20 protein-coding genes and 2 pseudogenes are annotated in these 21,695 nt (G+C 37.2%); all 22 read left to right on the forward strand.

Annotated features, from left to right (window positions below; translation table 11 throughout):
• Window positions 1-402: 402 nt before the first annotated feature.
• A pseudogene (gene ltrA, locus BAZO_RS22935) lies at window positions 403-1,098 on the forward strand (group II intron reverse transcriptase/maturase); the annotation flags it as partial.
• Window positions 1,096-1,485, forward strand: a complete 390-nt coding sequence (locus BAZO_RS22940; protein WP_268869815.1) for a group II intron maturase-specific domain-containing protein — start codon at window positions 1,096-1,098, stop codon at window positions 1,483-1,485. The pseudogene ltrA and the gene BAZO_RS22940, both read left to right, overlap by 3 nt.
• A gap of 229 nt (window positions 1,486-1,714) precedes the next feature.
• Window positions 1,715-2,348 (forward strand): annotated as a pseudogene (ytaF, locus tag BAZO_RS22945) (sporulation membrane protein YtaF).
• A gap of 136 nt (window positions 2,349-2,484) precedes the next feature.
• Window positions 2,485-2,844, forward strand: a complete 360-nt coding sequence (locus BAZO_RS06130) for an LCP family protein (RefSeq protein WP_003330474.1) — start codon at window positions 2,485-2,487, stop codon at window positions 2,842-2,844.
• A gap of 32 nt (window positions 2,845-2,876) precedes the next feature.
• Window positions 2,877-3,563: a DUF1232 domain-containing protein gene (locus BAZO_RS06135; RefSeq protein WP_051015776.1), complete on the forward strand. Its 687-nt coding sequence runs from the start codon at window positions 2,877-2,879 to the stop codon at window positions 3,561-3,563.
• Window positions 3,564-3,586: 23 nt separating this feature from the next.
• Window positions 3,587-4,183 (forward strand): undecaprenyl-diphosphatase, encoded by a 597-nt coding sequence (locus BAZO_RS06140; RefSeq protein WP_003330476.1) that lies wholly within the window; start codon window positions 3,587-3,589, stop codon window positions 4,181-4,183.
• Between the two features lie 32 nt (window positions 4,184-4,215).
• Window positions 4,216-4,650: an FtsW/RodA/SpoVE family cell cycle protein gene (locus BAZO_RS06145; protein ID WP_003330477.1), complete on the forward strand. Its 435-nt coding sequence runs from the start codon at window positions 4,216-4,218 to the stop codon at window positions 4,648-4,650.
• Window positions 4,651-4,676: 26 nt separating this feature from the next.
• A complete protein-coding gene (locus BAZO_RS23380) occupies window positions 4,677-4,922 on the forward strand; it encodes a hypothetical protein (RefSeq protein WP_411844590.1) in 246 nt (81 codons plus the stop codon).
• 785 nt (window positions 4,923-5,707) lie between these two features.
• Window positions 5,708-6,295 (forward strand): TetR/AcrR family transcriptional regulator, encoded by a 588-nt coding sequence (locus tag BAZO_RS06150; RefSeq protein WP_003330480.1) that lies wholly within the window; start codon window positions 5,708-5,710, stop codon window positions 6,293-6,295.
• Between the two features lie 156 nt (window positions 6,296-6,451).
• Window positions 6,452-7,243, forward strand: coding sequence for an enoyl-CoA hydratase/isomerase family protein (locus BAZO_RS06155; RefSeq protein ID WP_003330481.1), 792 nt, complete (start codon window positions 6,452-6,454; stop codon window positions 7,241-7,243).
• A 43-nt stretch (window positions 7,244-7,286) separates the two neighbouring features.
• Complete coding sequence (locus BAZO_RS06160) at window positions 7,287-8,465, forward strand: acetyl-CoA C-acetyltransferase (protein WP_003330482.1); 1,179 nt, start codon at window positions 7,287-7,289, stop codon at window positions 8,463-8,465.
• Window positions 8,466-8,532: 67 nt separating this feature from the next.
• On the forward strand, window positions 8,533-9,369 hold the full coding sequence (locus BAZO_RS06165; RefSeq protein ID WP_003330483.1) for a 3-hydroxyacyl-CoA dehydrogenase family protein: 837 nt from the start codon (window positions 8,533-8,535) through the stop codon (window positions 9,367-9,369).
• Between the two features lie 61 nt (window positions 9,370-9,430).
• Window positions 9,431-10,579: an acyl-CoA dehydrogenase family protein gene (locus tag BAZO_RS06170; protein ID WP_003330484.1), complete on the forward strand. Its 1,149-nt coding sequence runs from the start codon at window positions 9,431-9,433 to the stop codon at window positions 10,577-10,579.
• A gap of 99 nt (window positions 10,580-10,678) precedes the next feature.
• Entirely contained in the window at window positions 10,679-12,193 is a 1,515-nt protein-coding gene (locus BAZO_RS06175; protein ID WP_003330485.1) for a class I adenylate-forming enzyme family protein, read from the forward strand.
• Window positions 12,194-12,598: 405 nt separating this feature from the next.
• Complete coding sequence (gene tatC, locus BAZO_RS06180; RefSeq protein ID WP_003330486.1) at window positions 12,599-13,330, forward strand: twin-arginine translocase subunit TatC; 732 nt, start codon at window positions 12,599-12,601, stop codon at window positions 13,328-13,330.
• Window positions 13,331-13,333: 3 nt separating this feature from the next.
• Window positions 13,334-14,092 (forward strand): gluconate 2-dehydrogenase subunit 3 family protein, encoded by a 759-nt coding sequence (locus tag BAZO_RS06185; RefSeq protein ID WP_003330487.1) that lies wholly within the window; start codon window positions 13,334-13,336, stop codon window positions 14,090-14,092.
• Window positions 14,093-14,108: 16 nt separating this feature from the next.
• The gene (locus BAZO_RS06190) at window positions 14,109-15,824 is read left to right on the forward strand and encodes a GMC family oxidoreductase (protein WP_003330488.1); all 1,716 of its coding nucleotides are present in this window, start codon (window positions 14,109-14,111) and stop codon (window positions 15,822-15,824) included.
• A gap of 23 nt (window positions 15,825-15,847) precedes the next feature.
• The gene (gene tatA / locus BAZO_RS06195; RefSeq protein ID WP_003330490.1) at window positions 15,848-16,057 is read left to right on the forward strand and encodes a twin-arginine translocase TatA/TatE family subunit; all 210 of its coding nucleotides are present in this window, start codon (window positions 15,848-15,850) and stop codon (window positions 16,055-16,057) included.
• A 559-nt stretch (window positions 16,058-16,616) separates the two neighbouring features.
• Window positions 16,617-18,839, forward strand: coding sequence for a phosphoribosylformylglycinamidine synthase subunit PurL (purL, locus tag BAZO_RS06200; RefSeq protein WP_003330491.1), 2,223 nt, complete (start codon window positions 16,617-16,619; stop codon window positions 18,837-18,839).
• Between the two features lie 139 nt (window positions 18,840-18,978).
• Complete coding sequence (locus BAZO_RS06205; protein ID WP_003330492.1) at window positions 18,979-19,167, forward strand: hypothetical protein; 189 nt, start codon at window positions 18,979-18,981, stop codon at window positions 19,165-19,167.
• Window positions 19,168-20,051: 884 nt separating this feature from the next.
• Window positions 20,052-20,654 (forward strand): 50S ribosomal protein L25, encoded by a 603-nt coding sequence (locus BAZO_RS06210; protein ID WP_003330494.1) that lies wholly within the window; start codon window positions 20,052-20,054, stop codon window positions 20,652-20,654.
• A 450-nt stretch (window positions 20,655-21,104) separates the two neighbouring features.
• Window positions 21,105-21,554, forward strand: a complete 450-nt coding sequence (locus BAZO_RS06220) for a DinB family protein (RefSeq protein WP_003330495.1) — start codon at window positions 21,105-21,107, stop codon at window positions 21,552-21,554.
• Window positions 21,555-21,695 lie beyond the last annotated feature (141 nt).

Raw genomic sequence — 21,695 nt, forward strand, 5'->3', positions numbered from 1 at the left:
CTGTTCGGCAAACGGTATTAAGGCGACATGAGTGTATATCAGGCTCTGATGTGAAACACAGGAACCTGCATCACGATGTTAAGCGAAAAGTCACAAGCTACAGAAAAGCAAGGTCGAAATAGCGAAGCGTGGTACAGGGGCGGAGGTGCTCGTAGTAGTAATGAAGTTGCTGTAATGGCAATGGAGCGAAGGGGCACCATCATTCAACTCAATATCTGATAACAACTGTGGAAACAGGAGGATTTGATGAAAGAGAGTAAGCCATTTAAAATCTCAAAACATATTGTACTAACAGCCTTTAAAAGAGTAAAAGCGAATAGAGGTAGTGCGGGAATTGATGGACAAGACATAAAGGAATTTGAGATTAATCTCAAAGGAAACCTTTATAAAGTTTGGAATAGAATGAGCTCCGGTAGCTATTTTCCTCCACCAGTTAAGTTAGTTGAAATACCCAAGAAAACTGGAGGGAAACGAGGACTAGGTATTCCAACAGTCGAGGATAGAGTCGCACAGATGGTAGTTAAAATGTATCTAGAACCAAAGGTTGAACCGATATTTCATGAAGACCCTTATGGATACCGTCCAAATAAATCAACCATTGACGCTATTGGACAAGCAAGAAAAAGGTGCTGGAAATATGACTATGTCATTGAGTTCGATATTAAAGGATTGTTTGATAATATTGATCATGAATTATTAATGCGAGCTGTCTAAAAGCACGAGAAAGAGTCATGGATAAGGATTTATATCGAAAGATGGCTCAAAGCACCATTTATGGATTCAGAAAATCGTAAGATTGAAAGAAATTTGGGGACACCGCAAGGTGGAGTAATAAGTCCAGTTCTTGCGAACTTGTTTATGCATTATGCGTTCGATGTGTGGATGGTTCGAACAAATCTACGAGCGCCATTTGAACGGTACGCAGATGATGCCATCATACACTGCAAATCGGAAGAAGAGGCTCAGGACATACTGAGAAAACTCAATCAGCGGTTAAAAGAATGCAAACTGGAATTACATCCGGAAAAGACAAAGATTGTCTACTGCAAAGATAAGGATAGGGTAAATGAGTATCCAGTTACGGAATTTGACTTCTTGGGCTACACTTTTCGAAGGATTTTCATCAAAGACAGGTTAGGAAGACTACAATTTAATTTTCTTCCATCAGTTAGTAAAAAGTCCGGGAAATCCTTCCGTAGCAAGATAAAGGAAATGAATATTCATAAGTTCACTGGTTGCAATATCGAAATCATAGCAGAGATGATAAATCCAATGATTAGAGGTTGGCTCAACTACTTTACTAAGTACAATCCATCAGCAGTTAAATACTCAATTGATTGTGTAAATCGGAGATTAACCAAATGGGCAATGTGTAAATATAAGAGATTTAGGGGACATCGAAAAAGAGCCGAAACATGGCTTAAAGGACTTGCGAAAAGAGAACCCAGCATGTTTCCACACTGGGTTCTTGGAATGGTTCCTTAATGGCTGAATGATATGAGCCGTATGAATCGAGAGATTCACGTACGGTTCTGTGAGAGCCTCTGGGTGAAACTCCCGGGGGCTACTCGACTGAGAGGTCGGGGACTAAAATTCTCCTCCTACTCTATTGAAAAGGATTTTCGTTGACTTAATGTCAACATTTTTTTAAATAGACATGCATTTTTTGTCAATTTCATTTATACAATGTAAAAAAGTTGAAGGGGTGTATAAATTGAATTGGCTTATTATATTAGCATTTGCTGTTTCGTCAAGTATAGATAATTTAGGAGTAGGAATTTCTTATGGGATACGAAAGATACAAATTAGGATGGGGCCTAATATTTTGATAGCTGTCATTTGTTTCCTCATGAGTATGGCTGGAATCTCATTTGGACTTTGGTTATCAAATATCCTTCCAGGGATGCTCCCTATGATTTTCGGAGCTTTTTTACTTTTTTTATTATTGGTATTCGAATAATATTATTGTCTGCCCCTCGTAAAAAGGGAAATTCGGAGGAAGTAAGTGAGTGAACTAAACAGCCAATAAGTATTAAAGGAATTCTGCGTAATCCTGAGGTTGCCGATGCAGATAAATCCGGTGATATTGGCTGGGGGAAGCAATCATACTCGGTGTTGCATTATCCGCAAATGCTCTTACCAATGGATTAGGAGCTGGATTACTCGGTCTTTCTCCGCTAGCGATTTCTTTAACCGCTGCAATTGGCAGTTTCATCAGTGTTTGGGCAGGAGTAAATGTAGGGTCTAAATTAGCAGATGTTCGGATTGGTTCATTTACTGTGGGGCAATTTGGAACGATTATAAGTGGGGTAATTATATTGATTATTGCATTTACAGCATTTTTTTAGACTCAAGTTTTAAAGACAAAAAGTTTTTATTTTGGCTTTGTTAAAAGATATTATTGATAATGTTGACAAAGAGTCAACAGTGGGCTATATTTCTAAATGTCATAATTGTTTAATTTAAGTGATTGGTGATGTTGATATGAAGAGAAGTCAGACGAGTATAAGCAAATTATTAAGAAACATTTTTTTATTAGCTGTTATTTTAGGAATCACTATAGCAACTTATAGTATCTATCAATATAATCAAAATCTCCCTAAAATACTTGGGGTTGCCGATCCATACATTGATACAAATGTAGATGCTAGTACAATTCTTGCAATTGGAAAAGGTCTAATAGCGGGTAAATCCCAACCGGTAGAGACAATACGGATTCCTATAAATGATTCCTATGTGAATGACCGTGTCAAAGTAGGAGCAGTTTTAAAAATTGATTTCAATAAAAACAAACAAGCTTTAACAGACTTTTTAGCTGAAGATACCGAAAGTAATTTAGAGTAGGAGTAAATCGAATAATGAAAGGAAAGTTGAGTATGTCTGAAAGTGGCAAAGATAACAGTCTTGGTTTGCTATTAAAAGATTCATTAAAGAAAAAATCATTGTCGATGCGGAAGCTTGGCGAACTAACTGACATTGATACTGCTACTATTTCACGAATTATTAACTGTAAAAGAAAAGCAACTCCAGATCATTTACAAAAGTTTTCTGAGTGCCTTGACATTCCACTTGATACTTTATTTACAGCTGCAGGTTATCTACAAGAGCAAAAACAAAAAAAGGTCTATTCAAATGATATCAATGTATCAATAGAGTACATTCAAAATTTCCTTGAAACTTCTAATCTATTAAATAAGAAATTCTCGATTAAAAACGTTGAAAGCCAGCTGGCGATGTACGAGCAATTTTCTCAAACCGAAGAAGGTAAAGAAACCATTATTAATGGATTTGAAGAGAAGGTAAAAAAATTAGGTAGCATGGGGCCGTTTATTAATCAATTACAGCAAATGTATGCAAAATTTTGTTCCATGAAGGCATCGCCGCCGCAATTAGCGGTACTTGGCAGTGCACTGTTATATTTCATTTTGCCTGTCGATGTGGTCCCTGATTATATTCTCCCGGTAGGTTATATAGATGACGCAATTGCTGTACAGCTTGTACTCGATCGATTCGCGAAAAAATTTCAAGGAAACCCCAATGGAAGTAGTGATAGTTTTGAATAAATATAGAGATGAGGATTTTATAGATGAATGTTGAAATATTCCAAGCAATTAATCAGCTAGCAGGAACACATCCGATCTTAGATGCCACTATGGTTTTTATTACTGAAAAAGCTCTGTATATTTTTGCTTTCACATTATTGTTTATGTGGCTTTTTGGAAATGAAAAATATAAATATACAGTTGTTTACGCTGCTCTTACGGGAGCACTTGGCCTAATTATTAATTTTCTTATTAGTCAAATTTACTTTGAACCTCGACCATTCGTAACGCATCATGTGAATATGTTAATCCCGCATATTGCGGATGCCTCTTTTCCTAGTGATCATACAACAGGTGCGTTTTCATTGGCGCTAGCTATTTTCTTGTGGCATCGAAAAATTGGCTTCATTACGGTATTATTTGCCGCTTTAACAGGTTTTTCACGCATATATGTAGGTCATCATTATCCGTTTGATGTTCTTGGGAGTAGCCTTGTTGCGCTTTCGGTCAGCCTAATAGTTTTTAAGGCTTCAAGTTTTCTCAAGCCGATTCCGAATGCGATTATGTATATTTATAATAAATTACTCAGAGAGCCTAAAAATTCACCTTTTGAACAAAAAGATAGTGGAAGCTATAAATAGTAGCTTCCTGAAATTAGGTGATTGGTGTGTAAATGAATTCAGAAATTATTTGGTATAGAAGATTAGATAGTGTAATTCTTTTTATTTTAATATCATTTTTTATATTAAGCTTAGTTTTTATTTATAGCAGTCAGCAGACAGGTCAATATGGTACTCAAAACTTTGCAATGAAACAAGGAATCAATTATATGATTGGTTTTTTAATATTAATTTTCGTTGCTAAACTTGATATAGATCAAATTGAACGGATAACTTGGCCTTCCTATATTGCTTTATTTTTTATTATTGTTGTTTTGAATTATTCACCGAAATCGATCGCTTATCCAGTATTAGGGGCTAAAAGGTGGTTTATGATTCCTTATGTAGGATCCATTCAGCCTTCTTTGTTTGTTTATCAACAGCCAGACACTGGGATGGTTTTGCTATATTTTATTGCCATCGGAAGCATGCTGTACTTATCTGGATAAATAAAAAGATACTTGCTGCTTTTTTCATTACTTTTTTACTTTTCTTGGGATTGCTCGTATATTTATATTTCCTTCAGCCAGATGTTATTTATAGTCAATTAATCCCCTTGCTTAAGCCCCATCAACAGGAGCGAATCATTGGGTGGTTAAATCCAACTGGAAACTATAATCAGGCATATCAGGCTAAGAAATCTTTACTTGCAGTTGGAAGTGGGGGATGGAGGGTACTACGGTCTTCGACTATCGATTCACTGAAAAACACTATCCTTTAGCCCCATTTAATAAACCGGTAGGGAGTGATAAAATGAAGTTTCGAGCCGGTCATTTTTTTCGGGCTGTTTTACTAGCTGCTTTTGGATTACTATTCATAAAGCTTCATATTGTAAAAAAATGTCCTCTACAATAATTATTATTGTGGAGGTTTTTTGTTGTGAAAAAATTCGGGCGTACAATCAACTGTAAATACACAAGAAATTCCTCAGAGAGATCCATAATTGCGGAAAAGGACACTAGTGAGAATTTAACCTCTGCAGAAAAAAACTGATTTGCTCCTTATTAGTATTGTAGCACTTTCAAACACATTTTTGTTTGGGCAATAAGAGAAAGTAGTGCAAGCCTATTCAACAGGGGACGTCCATTATACGTTAGCCAAAAGCACTCATTTTCAGTCAAACGGTTCTACTGTAGAAGAAATACATACTACTTAATGAAGCTATTAGGATGCACCACGTATCTTATAAAATCATCAGAAGTTGGTAAATTTCCAAATGTGTCGCGTACAGATGGTGAACATTGGAGAATTTTAAGAAAATATTTCATTGTCAATTTATAGCAATCAAAGAAGTGTCAAAGAGACAATGCGGATGAATGATCTTATAGTGTTAGCGAACAGTCACTGTTACTGTTCGCTAATATGTTTTTTTTGACTTAAGAATGTTATGAAAATTCAAACAAATACTTGATATTTAAATTTTAACCCATTAGAATGTAATTAAATGATAAGAATATTATAAAAATATGCACTTAGTTTGATGGGAAGGGGGAAAAGGTGTTAAACATGAGTTTACGTAAGCAAAAAACAGAGAAGAAACGTATAGAGATGCTACGTTCAGCAGCAAAGATTGTCAAAGAAAAAGGGTATGATCGTGCAACAATGGATGATATAGCAGCGGAATTATTAATGACAAAAGGATCACTCTATTACTATTTTGACAGCAAGGAACAATTAGTATTTCAGTGTCACGAATTAATTTTTAATGAGGCAATTACGGTAATGGAGGAAATTAGCCGAATGGATTTACCGGCTCGCGCAAAAATAGAGAAAGCGATTATAACCCATATTAAATTTCTAATAAATGAAAGAGATATGTTTAATATGATTATTCAACCTGAACAATTATTTATTGAAGAAAACCATCTTCGAAGTGTCTTAGAGCAAAGGGAAAAAATTACTTCAATCATTGATAGAATCATTGAGGAAGGTCTGAGCAAAGGTGAATTCTCGGTATCAGATCCAAAAATGGCACGAATGATGATTTTAGGAGCAATGAACTGGATTCAAACATGGTATTCTACTGATGGGAAATATAGCGAAAAAGAAATTGCAAATATTTATTCAAACTCTTTAATAAAGTTACTTCTATAGAGGATTCTGTAAGTAAAGCTGATAAGATTAATTTTCCTAATTTTCAGTAATTTGCGCTAGACGTTAAGGATAGTTAATCCAAACTTTGTAAGGGTAATGTTTAATGTTTTATTAGTTAGTATAAGAATAATCGTCGTTTAAAAGGAAGGGAGATGCATGTTGAAAGAAGTAAAGCGTAACTTCGTTATGTACGAGATTAATGGGTTTATTTATACTCTGACAATTGACAATCCTCCATTAAATGTTCTTACTGATGAATTATTATCAGAAATAGATGACGTTATCAATGAAATATTGGCCCAACCAATATGCAGGGTTTTAATCATCCGTGGTAATGGTGAAAAAGCTTTTGTGGCTGGGGCAGATATTAACCAATTTCCTACTCTTAATGAGGAAAGCGGTAAGCATTTAGTTGAAAAAGGAAAAGAGATTTTTGATAAATTAGAAAATGCACCGTTTCCTGTGATTTGTGCCATTAATGGATTTGCATTAGGAGGTGGTCTGGAATTGGCGCTCGCTTGTGATATACGAATAGCAGAGCAGAAGGCAAAATTGGGTCTCCCAGAAACAGGCCTTGGGATTTTGCCAGGATATGGAGGTACTCAGCGTCTTAGTAGACTGATTGGACCTGGAAAAGCAAAAAAAATGATGTTTACAGGTGCTGCCATTAGTGCTGAGGAGGCGATTAATTATGGATTAGTAGAAGAAGTTGTTCCGAATGGTGAATCCTATGAAGCTTCCGTTCGTTTAGCAAAGCAAATAGTAAATAATGCCCCTTTGTCGATATCAAATGTAAAAGCTGTAGTGAATAGAGGATTAGATGTTTCCTTAGCAGAAGGGCAGGAATTGGAAACTAAATATTTTGCAAGTCTTTGCCTTACCCAAGATATGAAGGAGGGGGTTAAAGCATTCATGGAAAAACGAAAGGCGGACTTTTCGAGAAGGTAGTAGGGCATAAAAGTATATGAAAAGATCGATAGGAGGAATAGTAATGAGTGAAGTATATATAGTTGATGGCGCTAGGACAGCTTTTGGAAAATTTGGAGGTTCTTTTACTAATATGAGTGCAACAGAGCTTGGGACTGCTACAGCAGTTGAGGCTATGAAACGGTCAAAGGTAGTTCCGGAACAGATTAACCATGTTATTTTCGGAAATGTTATTCACACCCAAAAAAGTGCCCCCTATCTTTCTCGCCATATTGGGTTGTATAGTGGTATACCGCAAGAAGTGCCGGCTTTAACATTAAATCGTTTATGCGGTTCAGGAATGCAGTCTGTTGTTTGTGCCGCACAACATATTTTAGTAGGGGATGCCAATATTGTATTGGCTGGTGGTGCAGAAAACATGTCACAAGCACCATTTTCCAATTTTACGCAAAGATTTGGCCCGAAAATGGGGAATTTATCATCGGAGGATATGCTTTTAGCAACCTTAACTGACCAATATACGGGGAAAGGGATGGGGATGACTGCTGAAAAGTTGGCAGAAATGTATGAAATCTCTAGAACAGAACAGGATTTGTTTGCAATTGAATCCAATAAACGAGCAGCAAAAGCAGCAACAAATCAAATCTTTGCAGAAGAGATTGTGCCTGTCAAGGTAAAGACAAGAAAAGGTAGCATCATGATTTCTAAAGATGAACATCTTAAACCGGATGCAAGCTTAGAATCTATGAGTCTACTCAAACCATCCTTTAAGCAAGATGGTACTGTCACTGCAGGGAATGCGTCTGGAATTAACGATGGTGCAGTATCTTTGATTGTTGCAGGTAAGAACGCTGTTGTTGAAAATAACCTAAAACCAATTGCAAGAATTGTATCTTGGGCCGTGGCTGGTGTTGACCCTTCGATAATGGGGATTGGTCCAGTTCCTGCCATTAAGAAAGCATTGGAACGCGCTGAGCTTACACTAGCTGATATCGATGTGGTAGAAGTAAATGAAGCCTTTGCGGCTCAGTATCTCGCCGTGGAAAAAGAATTAAGTTTGGACCGTGAAAAAACAAATGTAAATGGAGGCGCAATTGCTCTAGGTCATCCAGTAGGAGCAAGTGGAGCGCGAATATTACTATCTTCTGCCTATGAATTAAGACGTCGTAATGGCAGATATGCTGTTGCGAGTTTATGTATTGGCGGTGGGCAAGGAATCGCAATGGTAATTGAACATGTCTAACCTGCAAATCGTCTCGATTAGTTAAGATGAATTTCCCTAGTTTTTTCGTTAAAGAGGAGGAGTAGAAATGAAAATTGGTGTAGTTGGATCAGGAATTATGGGTAATGGAATCGCCCAAGTCTTTGCAACGAGTGGTTATGAAGTTGTATTAGTGGATGTTAACAAGGATGTGTTAACTAAAGCAAAACAGATAATCTCAAAAAACTTAGAGAAGCTTGCTCAAAAGAAAACGGAAATTCAAGTGGATGAAATTGTAAATCGTGTCGCATTTACAACAGACAAAAATCATTTAAAGAACGCAGATCTTGTGATCGAAGCAATTATTGAGAATATTGAGATAAAGCTAGCTTTATTTAAAGAGCTTGATGAATTATGTGAACAGAAAACAATTCTGGCTTCTAATACATCCAGTTTGTTAATTTCAGAAATTGCTTCCGCAACAAATCGTCGTGACCGTGTATGTGGTTTGCATTTTTTCAACCCAGTACCATTGATGAATCTAGTAGAAATAACGGGTACGGAGGAAACGTCTAATAAAACACTAGAAAAAGCAGAAGAGTTTGTTTCATCAATCAATAAAGAAAGTATACGTGTGAATGACACTCCTTTATTTGTAGTTAATCGCCTTCTTGTTCCGCTGATTTGTGAAGCTATTTCTCTAGTGGATGAAGGTACAGCATCTCCGGAGGACGTTGATAAAGGTATGATGCTAGGGGCTAATCATCCGATTGGACCACTTCGACTTGCGGATATGATTGGATTAGATACGATGCTACATATACAAGAAGCATTATATATTAAAACCCAAGATTCAAAATATAGAGTCCCAGAATTGTTAAGAAAAATGGTTGCAGCAGGAGAGCTAGGACGAAAAAGTGGCAAAGGGTTTTATCTATACTCATAGCCTTTATAAGGATAGATAAAAATAAAGGAGTTTAGACTAGTTTGAAAATGGAGGTTTGAAAATGGAAGCAACTTTTTTTACGGAAGAACATCAAATATTTCGAAATTCACTGCGAAAAATGCTTGAGAAAGAAGCATATCCCTATTATAACCATTGGGATAAAGAGCAAAAGATTCCAAGGGAATTTTGGTTGAAGATGGGGGAAAATGGATTTCTTTGTCCGTGGATTGCAGAAGAGTACGGGGGATTAGGTTTGGACTTTACGTATTCAATGATTTTAATTGAAGAACTTCAAAAGGTTGGAGCGGGATTGGCTTCTAGTATGACGCTTCACACTGATATTGTAAGCCCTTACATTTTATCACTGGGAACAAAAGAGCAAAAACAAAAATGGCTGCCAGGATGTATAAGTGGTGAAGTGATTACAGCGATTGCCATGACTGAACCTGGAGCTGGCTCGGATTTAGCCAACATCAAAACAACAGCAAGGCGTGAAGGGGACTATTACATAGTAAATGGAGAAAAAACGTTTATAACAAATGCTATTTATGGGGATTTAGTTATCTTAGTTTGCAAAACAGATCCAAAAGCTTCCCCTTCCCATAGGGGAATAAGCTTGCTACTGGTTGAAAATGGGACGGAAGGCTTTAAAAGAGGAAAGAAGCTGGACAAAATTGGGCAGCATTGTAGTGATACTGGAGAACTCGTTTTTGAGGATGCCAAGGTGCCTGTTTCTAACCTGCTGGGTGAAGAGGGGAAAGGGTTTTATTATTTGATGGACAAATTACAGCAAGAACGGTTAGTGGTTGCGATTGAGTGTCTAGTTGAAGCGGAGGAGATGCTGCGTTTGACGATTGATTATGTGAAAAATCGTCAAGCCTTTGGTACCTTAATTAGTAAATTCCAAAATACACAGTTTAAAATTGCGGAAATGGCGACAGAAATCGAGCTTGGTCGTTCCTTCATTCATCGAGTAGTTGAGCGACACGCAAAAGGTGAAAAGCTAATTAAAGAAGCATCTATGGCAAAGTGGTGGATCACTGAAATGACAAAACGGGTTGCTGCAGAATGTCTACACCTTCATGGTGGATACGGCTATATAGAAGAATATGAGATTGCTAGACGTTATCGGGATACTCCTGTTGCAAGTATCTACGCAGGATCCACTGAAATTATGAAAACCATTATTGCCAAACAACTAGATTTATAACTTCCAATAAATTGAAAATAGGTTGTAAATGAACTGGAAGCCAGAATGGTAGAAGTGTGGTTGACTAAATCAGTACAATTTTGAAAGGGGTTATGATCGATGTTTGTATTCGAAAAGTTGGCAGAACATTCAAAGGTGCAATCTGAAAAGGTGATTACAACATTTCAAGGAAGAGAAACTACGTATGGCCAATTTTACCAACAGGCAAAGAATTTAGCGGGTTATTTTCAAATAAAAGGTTATCAAAAAGAAGATAAAATTGCTTTATTACTTAACAATTCGGACTATTTTTTAATATGTTATTATGCATGCCAACTAGGTGGTTTTACGGTAATACCTATTAATACAAAATTAACAGTTCCGGAAATTGAATATATATTGACTCACTCTGCAGCAAAAGCGCTTATTTATGATGATCGTCTCAACGAGATTATTCATCAGCTTAATCTTGAACAATTTGAGAATCTGTTGGCAGTTGGGAAGGATTCTACCTTTGAAAACATTCTTCTTGATAATTCTATACCCTTTCAGGAAGTATTAGTAGATCAGGATGATACCGCCATTATTTTTTATACATCTGGTACCACAGGAAAACCAAAAGGTGTAATGTTGTCGGCAGGTAATGTTAGGGCTATCATCCAAATTTGGGGGGAAGCGTTGGAGCTGAAAACAGAAGATCGTATGCAAATTTCAACACCCCTTTTTCATTGTGCTGCTACCCACTGTTTTAGTGTACCGGTAATCTATAAGGGAGGCACCGTTGTAATTGAAGAGGCCTTTTCACCTGAAAAAACGCTAAATACGATGGAATTAGAGAAGGTGACGATATTTTTTGGAGTTCCAGCAATGTATAGCATTATATTAAATATGCCTAGGATGGCGGAAATAGACTTATCAAATTTACGATTATTTGCATACGGTGCCGCACCGATGCCGTATGTATTGGTTCGTCAAATAAAAACGCAATTCCCAGACATCAAGGTGCAGAATTTATATGGACAAACGGAAAATTCCCCTGGCGCAACGACGCTAAAAGATCATTATGCGCTCAACAAAATTGGTTCAGTCGGTGAAATGCTGCCACGGACAGAGGTTAAAGTGGTCGATCCAGAAGGCAATGCTGTGCCAGTAGGTGAAGTAGGCGAAATTATTGTTAAAGGGCCGCAAGTCATGAAAGGTTATTTTAAAAATGAAGTAGAAACAAAAATAGTACTTAGAGATAGCTGGATGTATAGTGGCGATTTAGGGCGTTTTGATGAAGACGGTTTATTGTATATTGTTGACCGTAAAAAAGATATGATTATTCGTGGCGGAGAAAATATTTATCCAATAGAGGTTGAAGAAGTATTATATCAAATACCGGAAATATTAGAAGCTGCGGTGATCGGCATACCACATCAAGTATATGGAGAAGTGCCAAAAGCGTATATCGTTTTAAAGGAAGGACAACAGCTTTCGGAAGAGCAAGTCGTTTCTTATTGCAAAACAAAATTGGCTAAATATAAATTGCCTGTAGAAGTTGTGTTTATGAATACACTTCCACGTAATGCCAGTGGGAAGGTATTAAAGCATACTTTGAGAGGGAATCCGAAATCTGTAATTGAAAATCAATAAATAGGATGAATTTGTAAATCACCTTCCCAACAAAATAGGACTCGAATTTGAGTCATATAGCTATACGGTTAAAGTAATACCTCCCCTGAAGCTTTAGTGAACGGTCACTTATCAATTTTTTTACTTTATTTAATGTCGAAGTGCATAGCGCCTGTCGATTATAAGTTAGATATGTACTGCTAATAATAGAAACTCCTTATTCAAGCAAGAATTTTAATTGTTTGTACTAGGGAGTTTTTTTCTTTAAGTAAAAAAACAAAAAGTAAATATTTTTATATACAGTATGGGGAATATTGTAAGTATGTCCTTAATACAATGATTGTAAATTGAAAGTCAACCTTTTCCATCGTGCTTTTCAAGTTTCATAGTTCAGTAGCAAAATATTATCGTAAAAAGGTGATTTCTATGGAACATATTGAGGAGGAATTGACACTAGTTGAACATTTATCTGAATTAAGAAAACGTCTGATTATTGTGATTAGTGTTTTTGTAGTGGCTTTAACTATTGGTTTTCTTATTTCTCAAAAACTATTGAACTATATTAAAAAAGCTGCATCTGTTTCGATTGATTGGAATGTCTTTGGATTTACCGATGGTTTTTTGATTTATTTTAAATGCGCTTTCATTGTTGCCCTCTTATTTACTTTACCAATTTTTCTCTATCAGACATGGGCTTTTGTTAAACCAGGATTAACCGAAGATGAGTCAAAAGGGACTTTACTTTACGTGCCGCTTTCTTTCTTCTTATTTATCATTGGAGTTGCTTTTAGTTATTTTGTTGTGTTTCCATTGGTTCTAGATTTTATGTCAACAATCAATCAAAATATCGGAGCGATGGAAACCTATGGAATAGCCCAATATTTTACGTTTATGTTTAATGTTGTTTTTCCAATTAGTATTATTTTTGAAATGCCAGTTGTCGTTTTATTTTTAACAAAACTAGGAATCTTGGACCCTGATAAATTAAGAAAGATGAGAAAGTTAGCCTATTTTGTGTTAGTGGTTATTGGTGTTTCTATGACACCACCAGATGTTGTTTCAGATTTATTAATCATCATACCTCTATTCCTACTATTTGAAATCAGCATTCTCTGTTCAAAGTGGTCTATTAAGAAAACTAAAAAAACGGAGGGGTAATCAATGGAAAACAAAGAGGAACAAAAAAGGTATAGCAGAAGAAACTTTTTGAAAAATTCAGGGTTAACCATTGGTGGTCTGGCAGTCGGCGCTGGTATTGGCAGTCAGTTTCGAAAGACAAAGGAAGTTGAGGTAACGAAAGAAGTTCCAGTAGAGAAGATTGTAGAAAACAATGCCAATCGCGCTTTGATGTATTTTAGTCCACAGCAATTTAGAATTGCCGAGGCGGCAGCGGAAAGAATCTTTCCAGAAGATGAGCTTGGGCCCGGTGCTAAAAAGTTAAATGTTGCCTATTTTATTGACCATCAATTAGCGAGTTCATGGGGTACAAGAGGTCGAGAGTATACAATGGGTCCATTTTTCAAAGGTGAAGCGACGCAAGGTTATCAAGGTCATTTAAATCGTCAGCAAATTTTCGATATTGGCTTACAAGGTCTTCATGATTACAGCCAAAAAACCTTTCAAAAGCCATTCGAGCAACTAACTGCAGAAGAACAAGATCAAGTTCTCATTGCCTTTGAGCAAGATCAGGTTGAATTAAAAGGAATTTCCGCATCTTCTTTCTTTGCCCAATTAAGAACGGTCACAATTGAAGGTGTGTATGCCGATCCAATGTATGGTGGGAATAATCAAATGGAAGCATGGAAAATGAAAAATTATCCAGGACACCAAATGACCTATGCGCAAATCATCGATTCCGAGGAATTTCAAGTTATTAAGCCGCAAAGTTTAAATTCTCAGCATCAAAATCATCAACATTAGAGGAGGAAGTGATCATATGGCAAAGGAACTACCTAAAACCGATGTTGTCATTGTGGGCCTTGGCTGGACGGGAGGAATTATTGCTGCGGAATTGGCGAAAAAAGGCTACAAGGTTGTTGGATTAGAGAGAGGTAAAGAGCGCAAGACAGAAGATTTCTTAATGGGCCATGATGAACTGCGCTATGCAAGTCGGTTTGAATTAATGCAGGATTTATCAAAAGAAACGATTACCTTTCGAAACAACACAAAAATGAGAGCGCTACCAATGCGCCAATATGGCTCGTTTTTATTAGGCGATGGGGTAGGAGGAGCCGGTACCCACTGGAATGGGATGACGGTACGCTTCCTTCCATACGATTTTGAAATTAAGACAAAAACGATTGAACGTTATGGAAAAGACAAAATTCCTGCGGATATGACTCTTCAAGATTGGGGCATTACTTGGGATGTAATCGAACCCTATTTTGATAAATTTGAACAAATGTGTGGGATTTCAGGTGAAGAGAACCCACTTCATGGTAAACGCTCGAACCCGTATCCAACGCCACCAATGAAATCGACACCTGCTATAAATCTATTTATGGAAGGTTCTAAAAGTCTAGGTTTACATCCATATCGCCTACCGTCAGCTAACCTATCAGAAAACTATAAAAATCCTGATGGAATTGAACGGGCAGCCTGTCAATACTGTGGCTTCTGTGAGCGGTTTGGCTGTGAATTCGGTTCTAAGGCTGATCCAATTGTAACCGTTATTCCAGTCGCAAAGCAAACTGGTAATTTTGAACTTAGAACTAATGCAAATGTTACTAAAATTATTCATGATGGGAAAAAAGCAACAGGTGTAATATACATCGATACGAATACGGGAGAGGAAATCTTTCAGCCAGCAGAGGTGGTCTCTGTCACAAGCTACGTATTGAATAACGTGAAGTTACTGCTCATTTCACAAATGGGAACACCTTACAATCCGGATACGGGTCGTGGTGTTGTTGGTAAAAACTATGCTTATCAAACAATGGGTGCATCGGCAGTAGGATTTTTTGAAAATAGGGAATTTAATACGTATGCTGGTGCTGGTGCGCTAGGTGCGGCACTTGATGACTTCAATGGTGATAATTTTGACCATTCCGATTTGGAGTTTATCCATGGTGGCATTATTTCGCTTTCGCAAACAGGGAAAAGACCAATTGCTAATAATACGACAAAAGATGCAGAACGAAATTGGGGCAAAGATTTTAAACAGCAGTCAGTTAAATATGCAAACCGGACATTAAATATTGGTTCACAAGGTGCATCGATGCCATATCGTCATCATTTTCTAGATTTGGATCCTACTTATAAAGATGCCTTTGGGCATCCTCTTCTCCGAATAACATTCGATTTTGAAGAACAGGATCGAAAATTGATTGAATTTACGGGTACTCAGGCAGGGAAAATTATGGAGGCAATGGGAGCTGATCATGTTATTACCAGTAACAAGCGGGGACCTTATAACATTGTTCCATATCAATCAACCCATAATACCGGTGGAGCCATCATGGGGGCTGAACCGGAAACAAGCGTACTTAACAATTATTTGCAAATGTGGGATTTTCATAATGTCTTCATTCCTGGTGCGAGTGCATTCCCACATAACTCCGGCTACAATCCTACAGCGACGGTTGGAGCACTGGCTTATCGTGCTGCTGAAGGAATTGAAAAATATTTGCAACAAGGTGGATTGCTAGTTTAATAATACAAAGGAGTTGAGTACAGATGATGAATATTGGTGTTCCCGGTTTAATTCTAATTCTCGCAATTGCCCTAATTATTTTTGGTCCATCAAAATTGCCTCAGTTAGGCAAAGCGATTGGAGAAACATTAAGAGAATTCAAGTCATCGACAAAAGAAATGGTCGACGAAGTAACAGATGAATTTAAAATGGACGAAGAAAAAGAAAAGGCGAAGATAAAAGCGTTGAAATAGAATAACATATCCAAAAACAGGGCAAACGTTTGGTGATTGCTCTGTTTTTATTAGCGAATAGTCACCATCGGGGTCAAATTAATACACGACTATGTGCTAGCAGCGAATTACCGGTTAATGTTGATTTTTTACTTTTGTTAGATGAATGAATTTTATTAAAAAGGGAGCAAAGTTGTACCTTGCTCCTTAAATAACTGTAATAACTCTAGCTTAGCTCAGCTTTTTCTTTTTTTTATTTTCTTGAATATAAAGACACACACGGTTTCTGCCCTTTGTTTTTGATGTATAGAGTGCCTGATCAGCCATCCAGACAATTCCGTGGGATTCATAGGTGAACTGCACCTCCAGTTGTTAGATGGTGTCTAACAATTGGGGTGCAGTTCATACAGAAGGTTTTTTATTTATTTTCCTTGTATTGTCAAAACCTGTCGTTGTGGCTATGATATAGTGGACAGATGAAGGTAAGTGTTGCAGAAGATATCGAAGAAGCGAGTATCTTAGTTGAAAAAAATAAGCCTTATTTACCAAACAATTTAAATTATATTGGAGGGAGCTATTGATGTCGCAACATAAAATTAGCCCGGAGCGAATTGAAAAGGAACAAATATACAAGGAAATGGGGTTAACAGATGAAGAGTATCAACTAGCGAAGGATCTATTAAAACGTCGTCCGAACTATACGGAAACGGGTATTTTCTCTGCTATGTGGTCTGAGCATTGCAGCTACAAATCATCGAAACCATTACTTAAAAGGTTCCCAACAAAAGGAAGTCATGTTTTACAAGGACCTGGTGAAGGTGCTGGGGTTGTTGATATTGGAGATAATCAAGCGGTTGTTTTTAAAATTGAAAGTCATAATAGTCCGTCTTTTGTCGAGCCATTTGAAGGTTCGGCAACGGGTGTGGGCGGAATTATGCGTGATGTCTTTTCAATGGGAGCAAAGCCAATTGCTGCGATGAATTCATTACGTTTTGGCAATCTAGATAATGACCGTACAAAAATGTTATTTTCTGAGGTTGTACGTGGGATTGCAAGCTATGGCAATGTGATCGATGTTCCAACTGTTGGCGGCGAGATACAATTTGATGAGCAATATGAAGAAAATCCATTAGTCAATGCGATGGTTGTTGGACTCATTTCTCATGACGATGTGCAAAAAGGTGTTGCCGCTGGTGTTGGTAATGTGGTTATTTATGCTGGAGGGGATACCGGAAAAGACGGAGTTGGTGGTGCATCGTTTTCCTCAGATGTTGTCGAGGCTGGAAAAGAAGAGAATAAATCTGCAGTCGCAATCGGTAATCCACATATCGGTAAAAAATTAATGAATGCATGCTTAGAAGTCATTCAATCGGATGCATTAGTTGGTATTCAAGATATGGGTGCGGCAGGATTAACATCATCTGCGAGTGAAATGGCAGCGAAAGCAGGTACGGGGATTGAGATGAATCTTGACCTTGTCCCACAGCGCGAAGAAAGTATGAATGCATATGAAATTATGCTGTCTGAATCACAGGAGCGTATGTTATTAGTCGTGAAAAAAGGTCAGCAGCAGGAAATTCTTGATATTTTTGCGAAACATGATGTGGATGCGGCAGTGATCGGTGAGGTTATACAGGAGAAAACCTTCCGTATTAAGCAACACGGTGAGATTGTTGTAGATATTCCTGTCAATATTTTAGCTGATGAGGCACCTGTCTATCATTTACCATCAAAAGAAGCGGCATACTATCAAGAATTTCAAGCGATGGAAAATGAAGTTCCTACAGTAGAAGATCATCAAGCGATGTTAAGACAACTATTACAGCAGCCGACAATTGCGAGCAAGGAATGGGCATACATGCAATATGATGCAGAGGCACAAGGAAACACCATTGTCGGTCCTGGATCTGATGCGGCGATCGTGAAAATCGATGGTACGGATAAAGCAATTGCGATTACGACGGACTGTAATTCTCGTTATATTTATTTAGATCCAAAAGTTGGTGGACAAATTGCCGTGGCAGAAGCAGCACGTAATCTTGTTTGTTCTGGTGCAAAACCACTTGCAATTACAGATGGCTTGAACTATGGTAACCCAAATAATCCAGAAGTATTTTGGCAAATGGAAGAGAGCATTGATGGTATCAGCGAGGCATGTCTTGCTCTTCAGACACCCGTTATTAGCGGTAATGTTTCCATGTATAATCAATCAAAAGACGAAGCGATTCTTCCAACACCTATCATTGGTATGGTCGGACTAATCGAAAATACAAAATATGTGACACCAAACCATTTCCAAAATAATGGTGACCTTGTTTATTTAATTGGAGAAACGTTCCCTGAATTCGGTGGCAGTGAACTGCAAAATTTGATTGCTGGTAAATATTTAGGAAAAGCCCCTGTGATTGATTTACAAGTGGAAGCGAACCGTCAAAACATACTTGCGACTGCAATTAAAGAAGGTCTTGTAGTATCTGCACATGATCTATCTGAAGGCGGTCTTGCTGTTGCCTTAGCTGAGAGTTTGTTTAATGGACAAGGTTTAGGTGTTGAAGTTAGGTTAACTGGTGACGTAACGGTAGCGTTATTTAGTGAATCACAATCAAGATTCTTAGTAACTGTAAAAGCAGAAAACAAAGAACAATTTCAAAATCTATGGACAGAAGCGAGACAAATCGGCTCGGTAACGAACGATGGGAAATTAATTGTTTCTGTAAACGGTGAACATGTGATTAAAGATACCGTTGATGAACTTCATAAACTTTGGAGTGAAGCAATTCCTAGGTTAGTAACTGCTAAATAAATTTGTGAATGTGTTAAATAACTTTTTGGTAGAGCACGGTACCCTGTGAATGGGCCGTGCTCTATCTGTTAGCAGAGTTAAAGTTGGAAGACAGTTTAGGATTGCAGCCTCAGCAAAATTCATAGCTAGGAGTTATTCAATGAAAGTATATAGTCTAAAAAGGCAATTTAAAGGTTACAAAAAGGAGACAGAGTTTTATTTAATAAGTGAATCAGAGTTTATTGGTGTTAAACAATTCGTGCTGAGAACGAAAGAACTAACGAATACTATCATAATCAATGAAAGCGAACTTCTTAAGAATTTTACTTTCATCAGAGAAATCTTTTAAACTGGGACAGGATGTGTCTGGTCTGCAGCTAATGCACTTAAGCGAACATTCGCTGTGGCTTGTTGATTGATTTAATGTCGAAGTGCCTGGCACCTGTTGACTAAATTAATATCACTCGCTATTTTAACGTTTCTCGGAACGTATGAACACTTCGATTTAACTGACCTAGGAAAACGGAAGTATTACAACACAGGGCTAGGGCACCGTTTTTTCATTAATGATAAACTAGGAATTGACAGTTTAGATGCCTTCCCCGTAAAGTTGCTTACGCTGCAAATAAAAACGGAGGGTACTAGATGCAATTCATTAATAATCTACTACTAGATATGGAACTAGATACTATATTAGTAAAATATCTTTCGATTATCATCTAGTATCACGTTTTGCACCGAGGAAATGATTGAGAAATTTAAAAAAGTACATTACCTTTCCGATTACATTATTCAAAAGGAATGGGAAATTGCTGAATACAATGCCGAAAATCAAATAGATCGGAACAATCCTGTGAATGGTAGGGCCCTTACCAATATCGGCGTTTTTAGGGCGTATATTAAGAGTTTGGACTAAGAGTATTCCAGAATCTATCTGGGGCTGATTTAAGAAATATGGTAGAAGAATCAAGCGACAAAGCCTTGATTGGCGAAAGAAGCTATTGAAATCCTTCGCTACGTTAAAACAGCGGTGAACTGACCCCATTTTTTCATATGTTTTTGTTAAATTTGAATAATAATAGATGCATAAAGAAGTTGCAAAGTTTGAAAAATTTGATAAAAAACATACAATTTACTATAATGAGGTTGTTCATATTTATTATGTACATATTAGACATTCTATCATTATGATTATCTCAATGTCTAAAATTCTGAAACGGAAGGTGACGTGCTATGAGTAAAGAGTTAGTCGCGGAAGTAAGAAAGGATTTTAGAAAATCAGCCTCAAATCAATTGAAAAGTAAAGGCCAAATTCCCGCGGTTGTTTACGGAAAAAAACATGAACCAAAAGCAATATCTGTTTACAAGGGAGATTTATTGAAATTATTAAGACAAAATGGCAGATATGCGATTCTTTCTCTAAATGTGGGAGGAATTGATGAGAAAGTGATTCTAGGAGACTATCAAGTAGACCCTCTCACTAAAGAAATAATTCATGCCGATTTTCTTTATGTGGATTTAACTAGTGAAATTAACACGAAGGTCCCTGTTGTAATAAAAGGAGAAGCGGAAGGTGTTAAAGTGGGAGGGATCCTACAACAAGTGCTTTATGAACTAAACATTTCAGCGAACGTAAAAGAAATTCCAGAGGAAATTTTAATAGATGTAACAAACTTGGAAATTGGTGATACGTTGAAAATAGCCGATATAAGAGAAAGTTATCGTTCCATCATACTTAACCATGAAGACGATGAACTAATTATTTCTGTGATCCCTTCAAGGCTTAGCGTAGGTGCTAAAGAAGATATGAATGAATCTATACCACAAACTGTATAAATTGGGGAAAAGAATGGTGCTCGTTTATTGGCACCATTCTTTTGTTTGACTGGGACAGAGGGTCGGGAACTGTGTCCCGAAGAGGCTGAATCGTATAATATTTCGTAATTTACACTTTCTTCTGTTAATATTGATATATAAAACATTGTTGAAAAAGAGGTGCTATTGTTATGTCATATACGGGGGTTATCATTTTTAGTATAATCATAGCTGCCGTTGTCATAGGTTTGACAATTTGGATAACAAATAAGGCGTATGAAGTGCTACCTTCTGTAAGTAAAGTAGATCCACTCCCTAATGAAAAAACGAGAGAAATATCAGAGAATACTAGGTTCGATTGGGATAATTGATGAAAGGTGCTTGCGCTCGTGCGTGTAATGGGGAGCAGGCACCTACACCTGAAGGGACAGATTTCGTGATCTGCTTCGTGGATCGAGAGGAGGATATAATTTGAAAACAATTCAAAGAATGTATGAGCATTTGCATTGGGCAAATCTTCATATTTTTGACGCATTGCAAAATATTAAAGGTGATAAGCAAGAGGTATGCGGATTATTTTCCCATATTCTATCAGCTGAAAAAGTTTGGTTTACTAGGTTACAAGGTATAGATGGCCCCCAAATTCCATTATGGCCCGAAATGAATATGGTACAATGTGCCGAACTTATAATGCAAATTGAGATGACTATTACAACCTATCTTACTAACTTAAAAGAGTCGGATTTGGATCAATCACTATTATATAAAAATAGTAAAGGAACAGAGTTCACTAATTCGGTTCGTGATATATTAACGCATGTAGCAATGCATGGACAGTATCATCGGGGTCAAATTAATACACGACTACGCGCTAACGGCGAAGTGCCAGTTAATGTTGATTTTATTACTTTTGTAAGATAATGGACCTTTTTGAAGAATTGTAAAAGTATTTGACCCTTGTCGACTAAATATAATAACAACAGGACCCACCACGCCTCTTAACAATGCGGACAATGGTGGGTCATTTTATTCTAAGGAGATTTTAAAAGCCGGGTGTAGTCA

It is taken from the genome of Schinkia azotoformans LMG 9581, assembly GCF_000307855.1.
In the GTDB taxonomy this organism is placed as follows: domain Bacteria; phylum Bacillota; class Bacilli; order Bacillales; family Bacillaceae_J; genus Schinkia; species Schinkia azotoformans.

Coding starts and splice junctions, on each gene's coding strand:
- BAZO_RS06130 (WP_003330474.1), top strand. CDS start 2,485: ATGAAGAGAAGTCAGACGAGTATAAGCAAATTATTAAGAAACATTTTT.
- BAZO_RS06135 (WP_051015776.1), top strand. CDS start 2,877: ATGTCTGAAAGTGGCAAAGATAACAGTCTTGGTTTGCTATTAAAAGAT.
- BAZO_RS06140 (WP_003330476.1), top strand. CDS start 3,587: ATGAATGTTGAAATATTCCAAGCAATTAATCAGCTAGCAGGAACACAT.
- BAZO_RS06145 (WP_003330477.1), top strand. CDS start 4,216: ATGAATTCAGAAATTATTTGGTATAGAAGATTAGATAGTGTAATTCTT.
- BAZO_RS06150 (WP_003330480.1), top strand. CDS start 5,708: ATGAGTTTACGTAAGCAAAAAACAGAGAAGAAACGTATAGAGATGCTA.
- BAZO_RS06155 (WP_003330481.1), top strand. CDS start 6,452: ATGTTGAAAGAAGTAAAGCGTAACTTCGTTATGTACGAGATTAATGGG.
- BAZO_RS06160 (WP_003330482.1), top strand. CDS start 7,287: ATGAGTGAAGTATATATAGTTGATGGCGCTAGGACAGCTTTTGGAAAA.
- BAZO_RS06165 (WP_003330483.1), top strand. CDS start 8,533: ATGAAAATTGGTGTAGTTGGATCAGGAATTATGGGTAATGGAATCGCC.
- BAZO_RS06170 (WP_003330484.1), top strand. CDS start 9,431: ATGGAAGCAACTTTTTTTACGGAAGAACATCAAATATTTCGAAATTCA.
- BAZO_RS06175 (WP_003330485.1), top strand. CDS start 10,679: ATGTTTGTATTCGAAAAGTTGGCAGAACATTCAAAGGTGCAATCTGAA.
- tatC (WP_003330486.1), top strand. CDS start 12,599: ATGGAACATATTGAGGAGGAATTGACACTAGTTGAACATTTATCTGAA.
- BAZO_RS06185 (WP_003330487.1), top strand. CDS start 13,334: ATGGAAAACAAAGAGGAACAAAAAAGGTATAGCAGAAGAAACTTTTTG.
- BAZO_RS06190 (WP_003330488.1), top strand. CDS start 14,109: ATGGCAAAGGAACTACCTAAAACCGATGTTGTCATTGTGGGCCTTGGC.
- tatA (WP_003330490.1), top strand. CDS start 15,848: ATGATGAATATTGGTGTTCCCGGTTTAATTCTAATTCTCGCAATTGCC.
- purL (WP_003330491.1), top strand. CDS start 16,617: ATGTCGCAACATAAAATTAGCCCGGAGCGAATTGAAAAGGAACAAATA.
- BAZO_RS06205 (WP_003330492.1), top strand. CDS start 18,979: ATGAAAGTATATAGTCTAAAAAGGCAATTTAAAGGTTACAAAAAGGAG.
- BAZO_RS06210 (WP_003330494.1), top strand. CDS start 20,052: ATGAGTAAAGAGTTAGTCGCGGAAGTAAGAAAGGATTTTAGAAAATCA.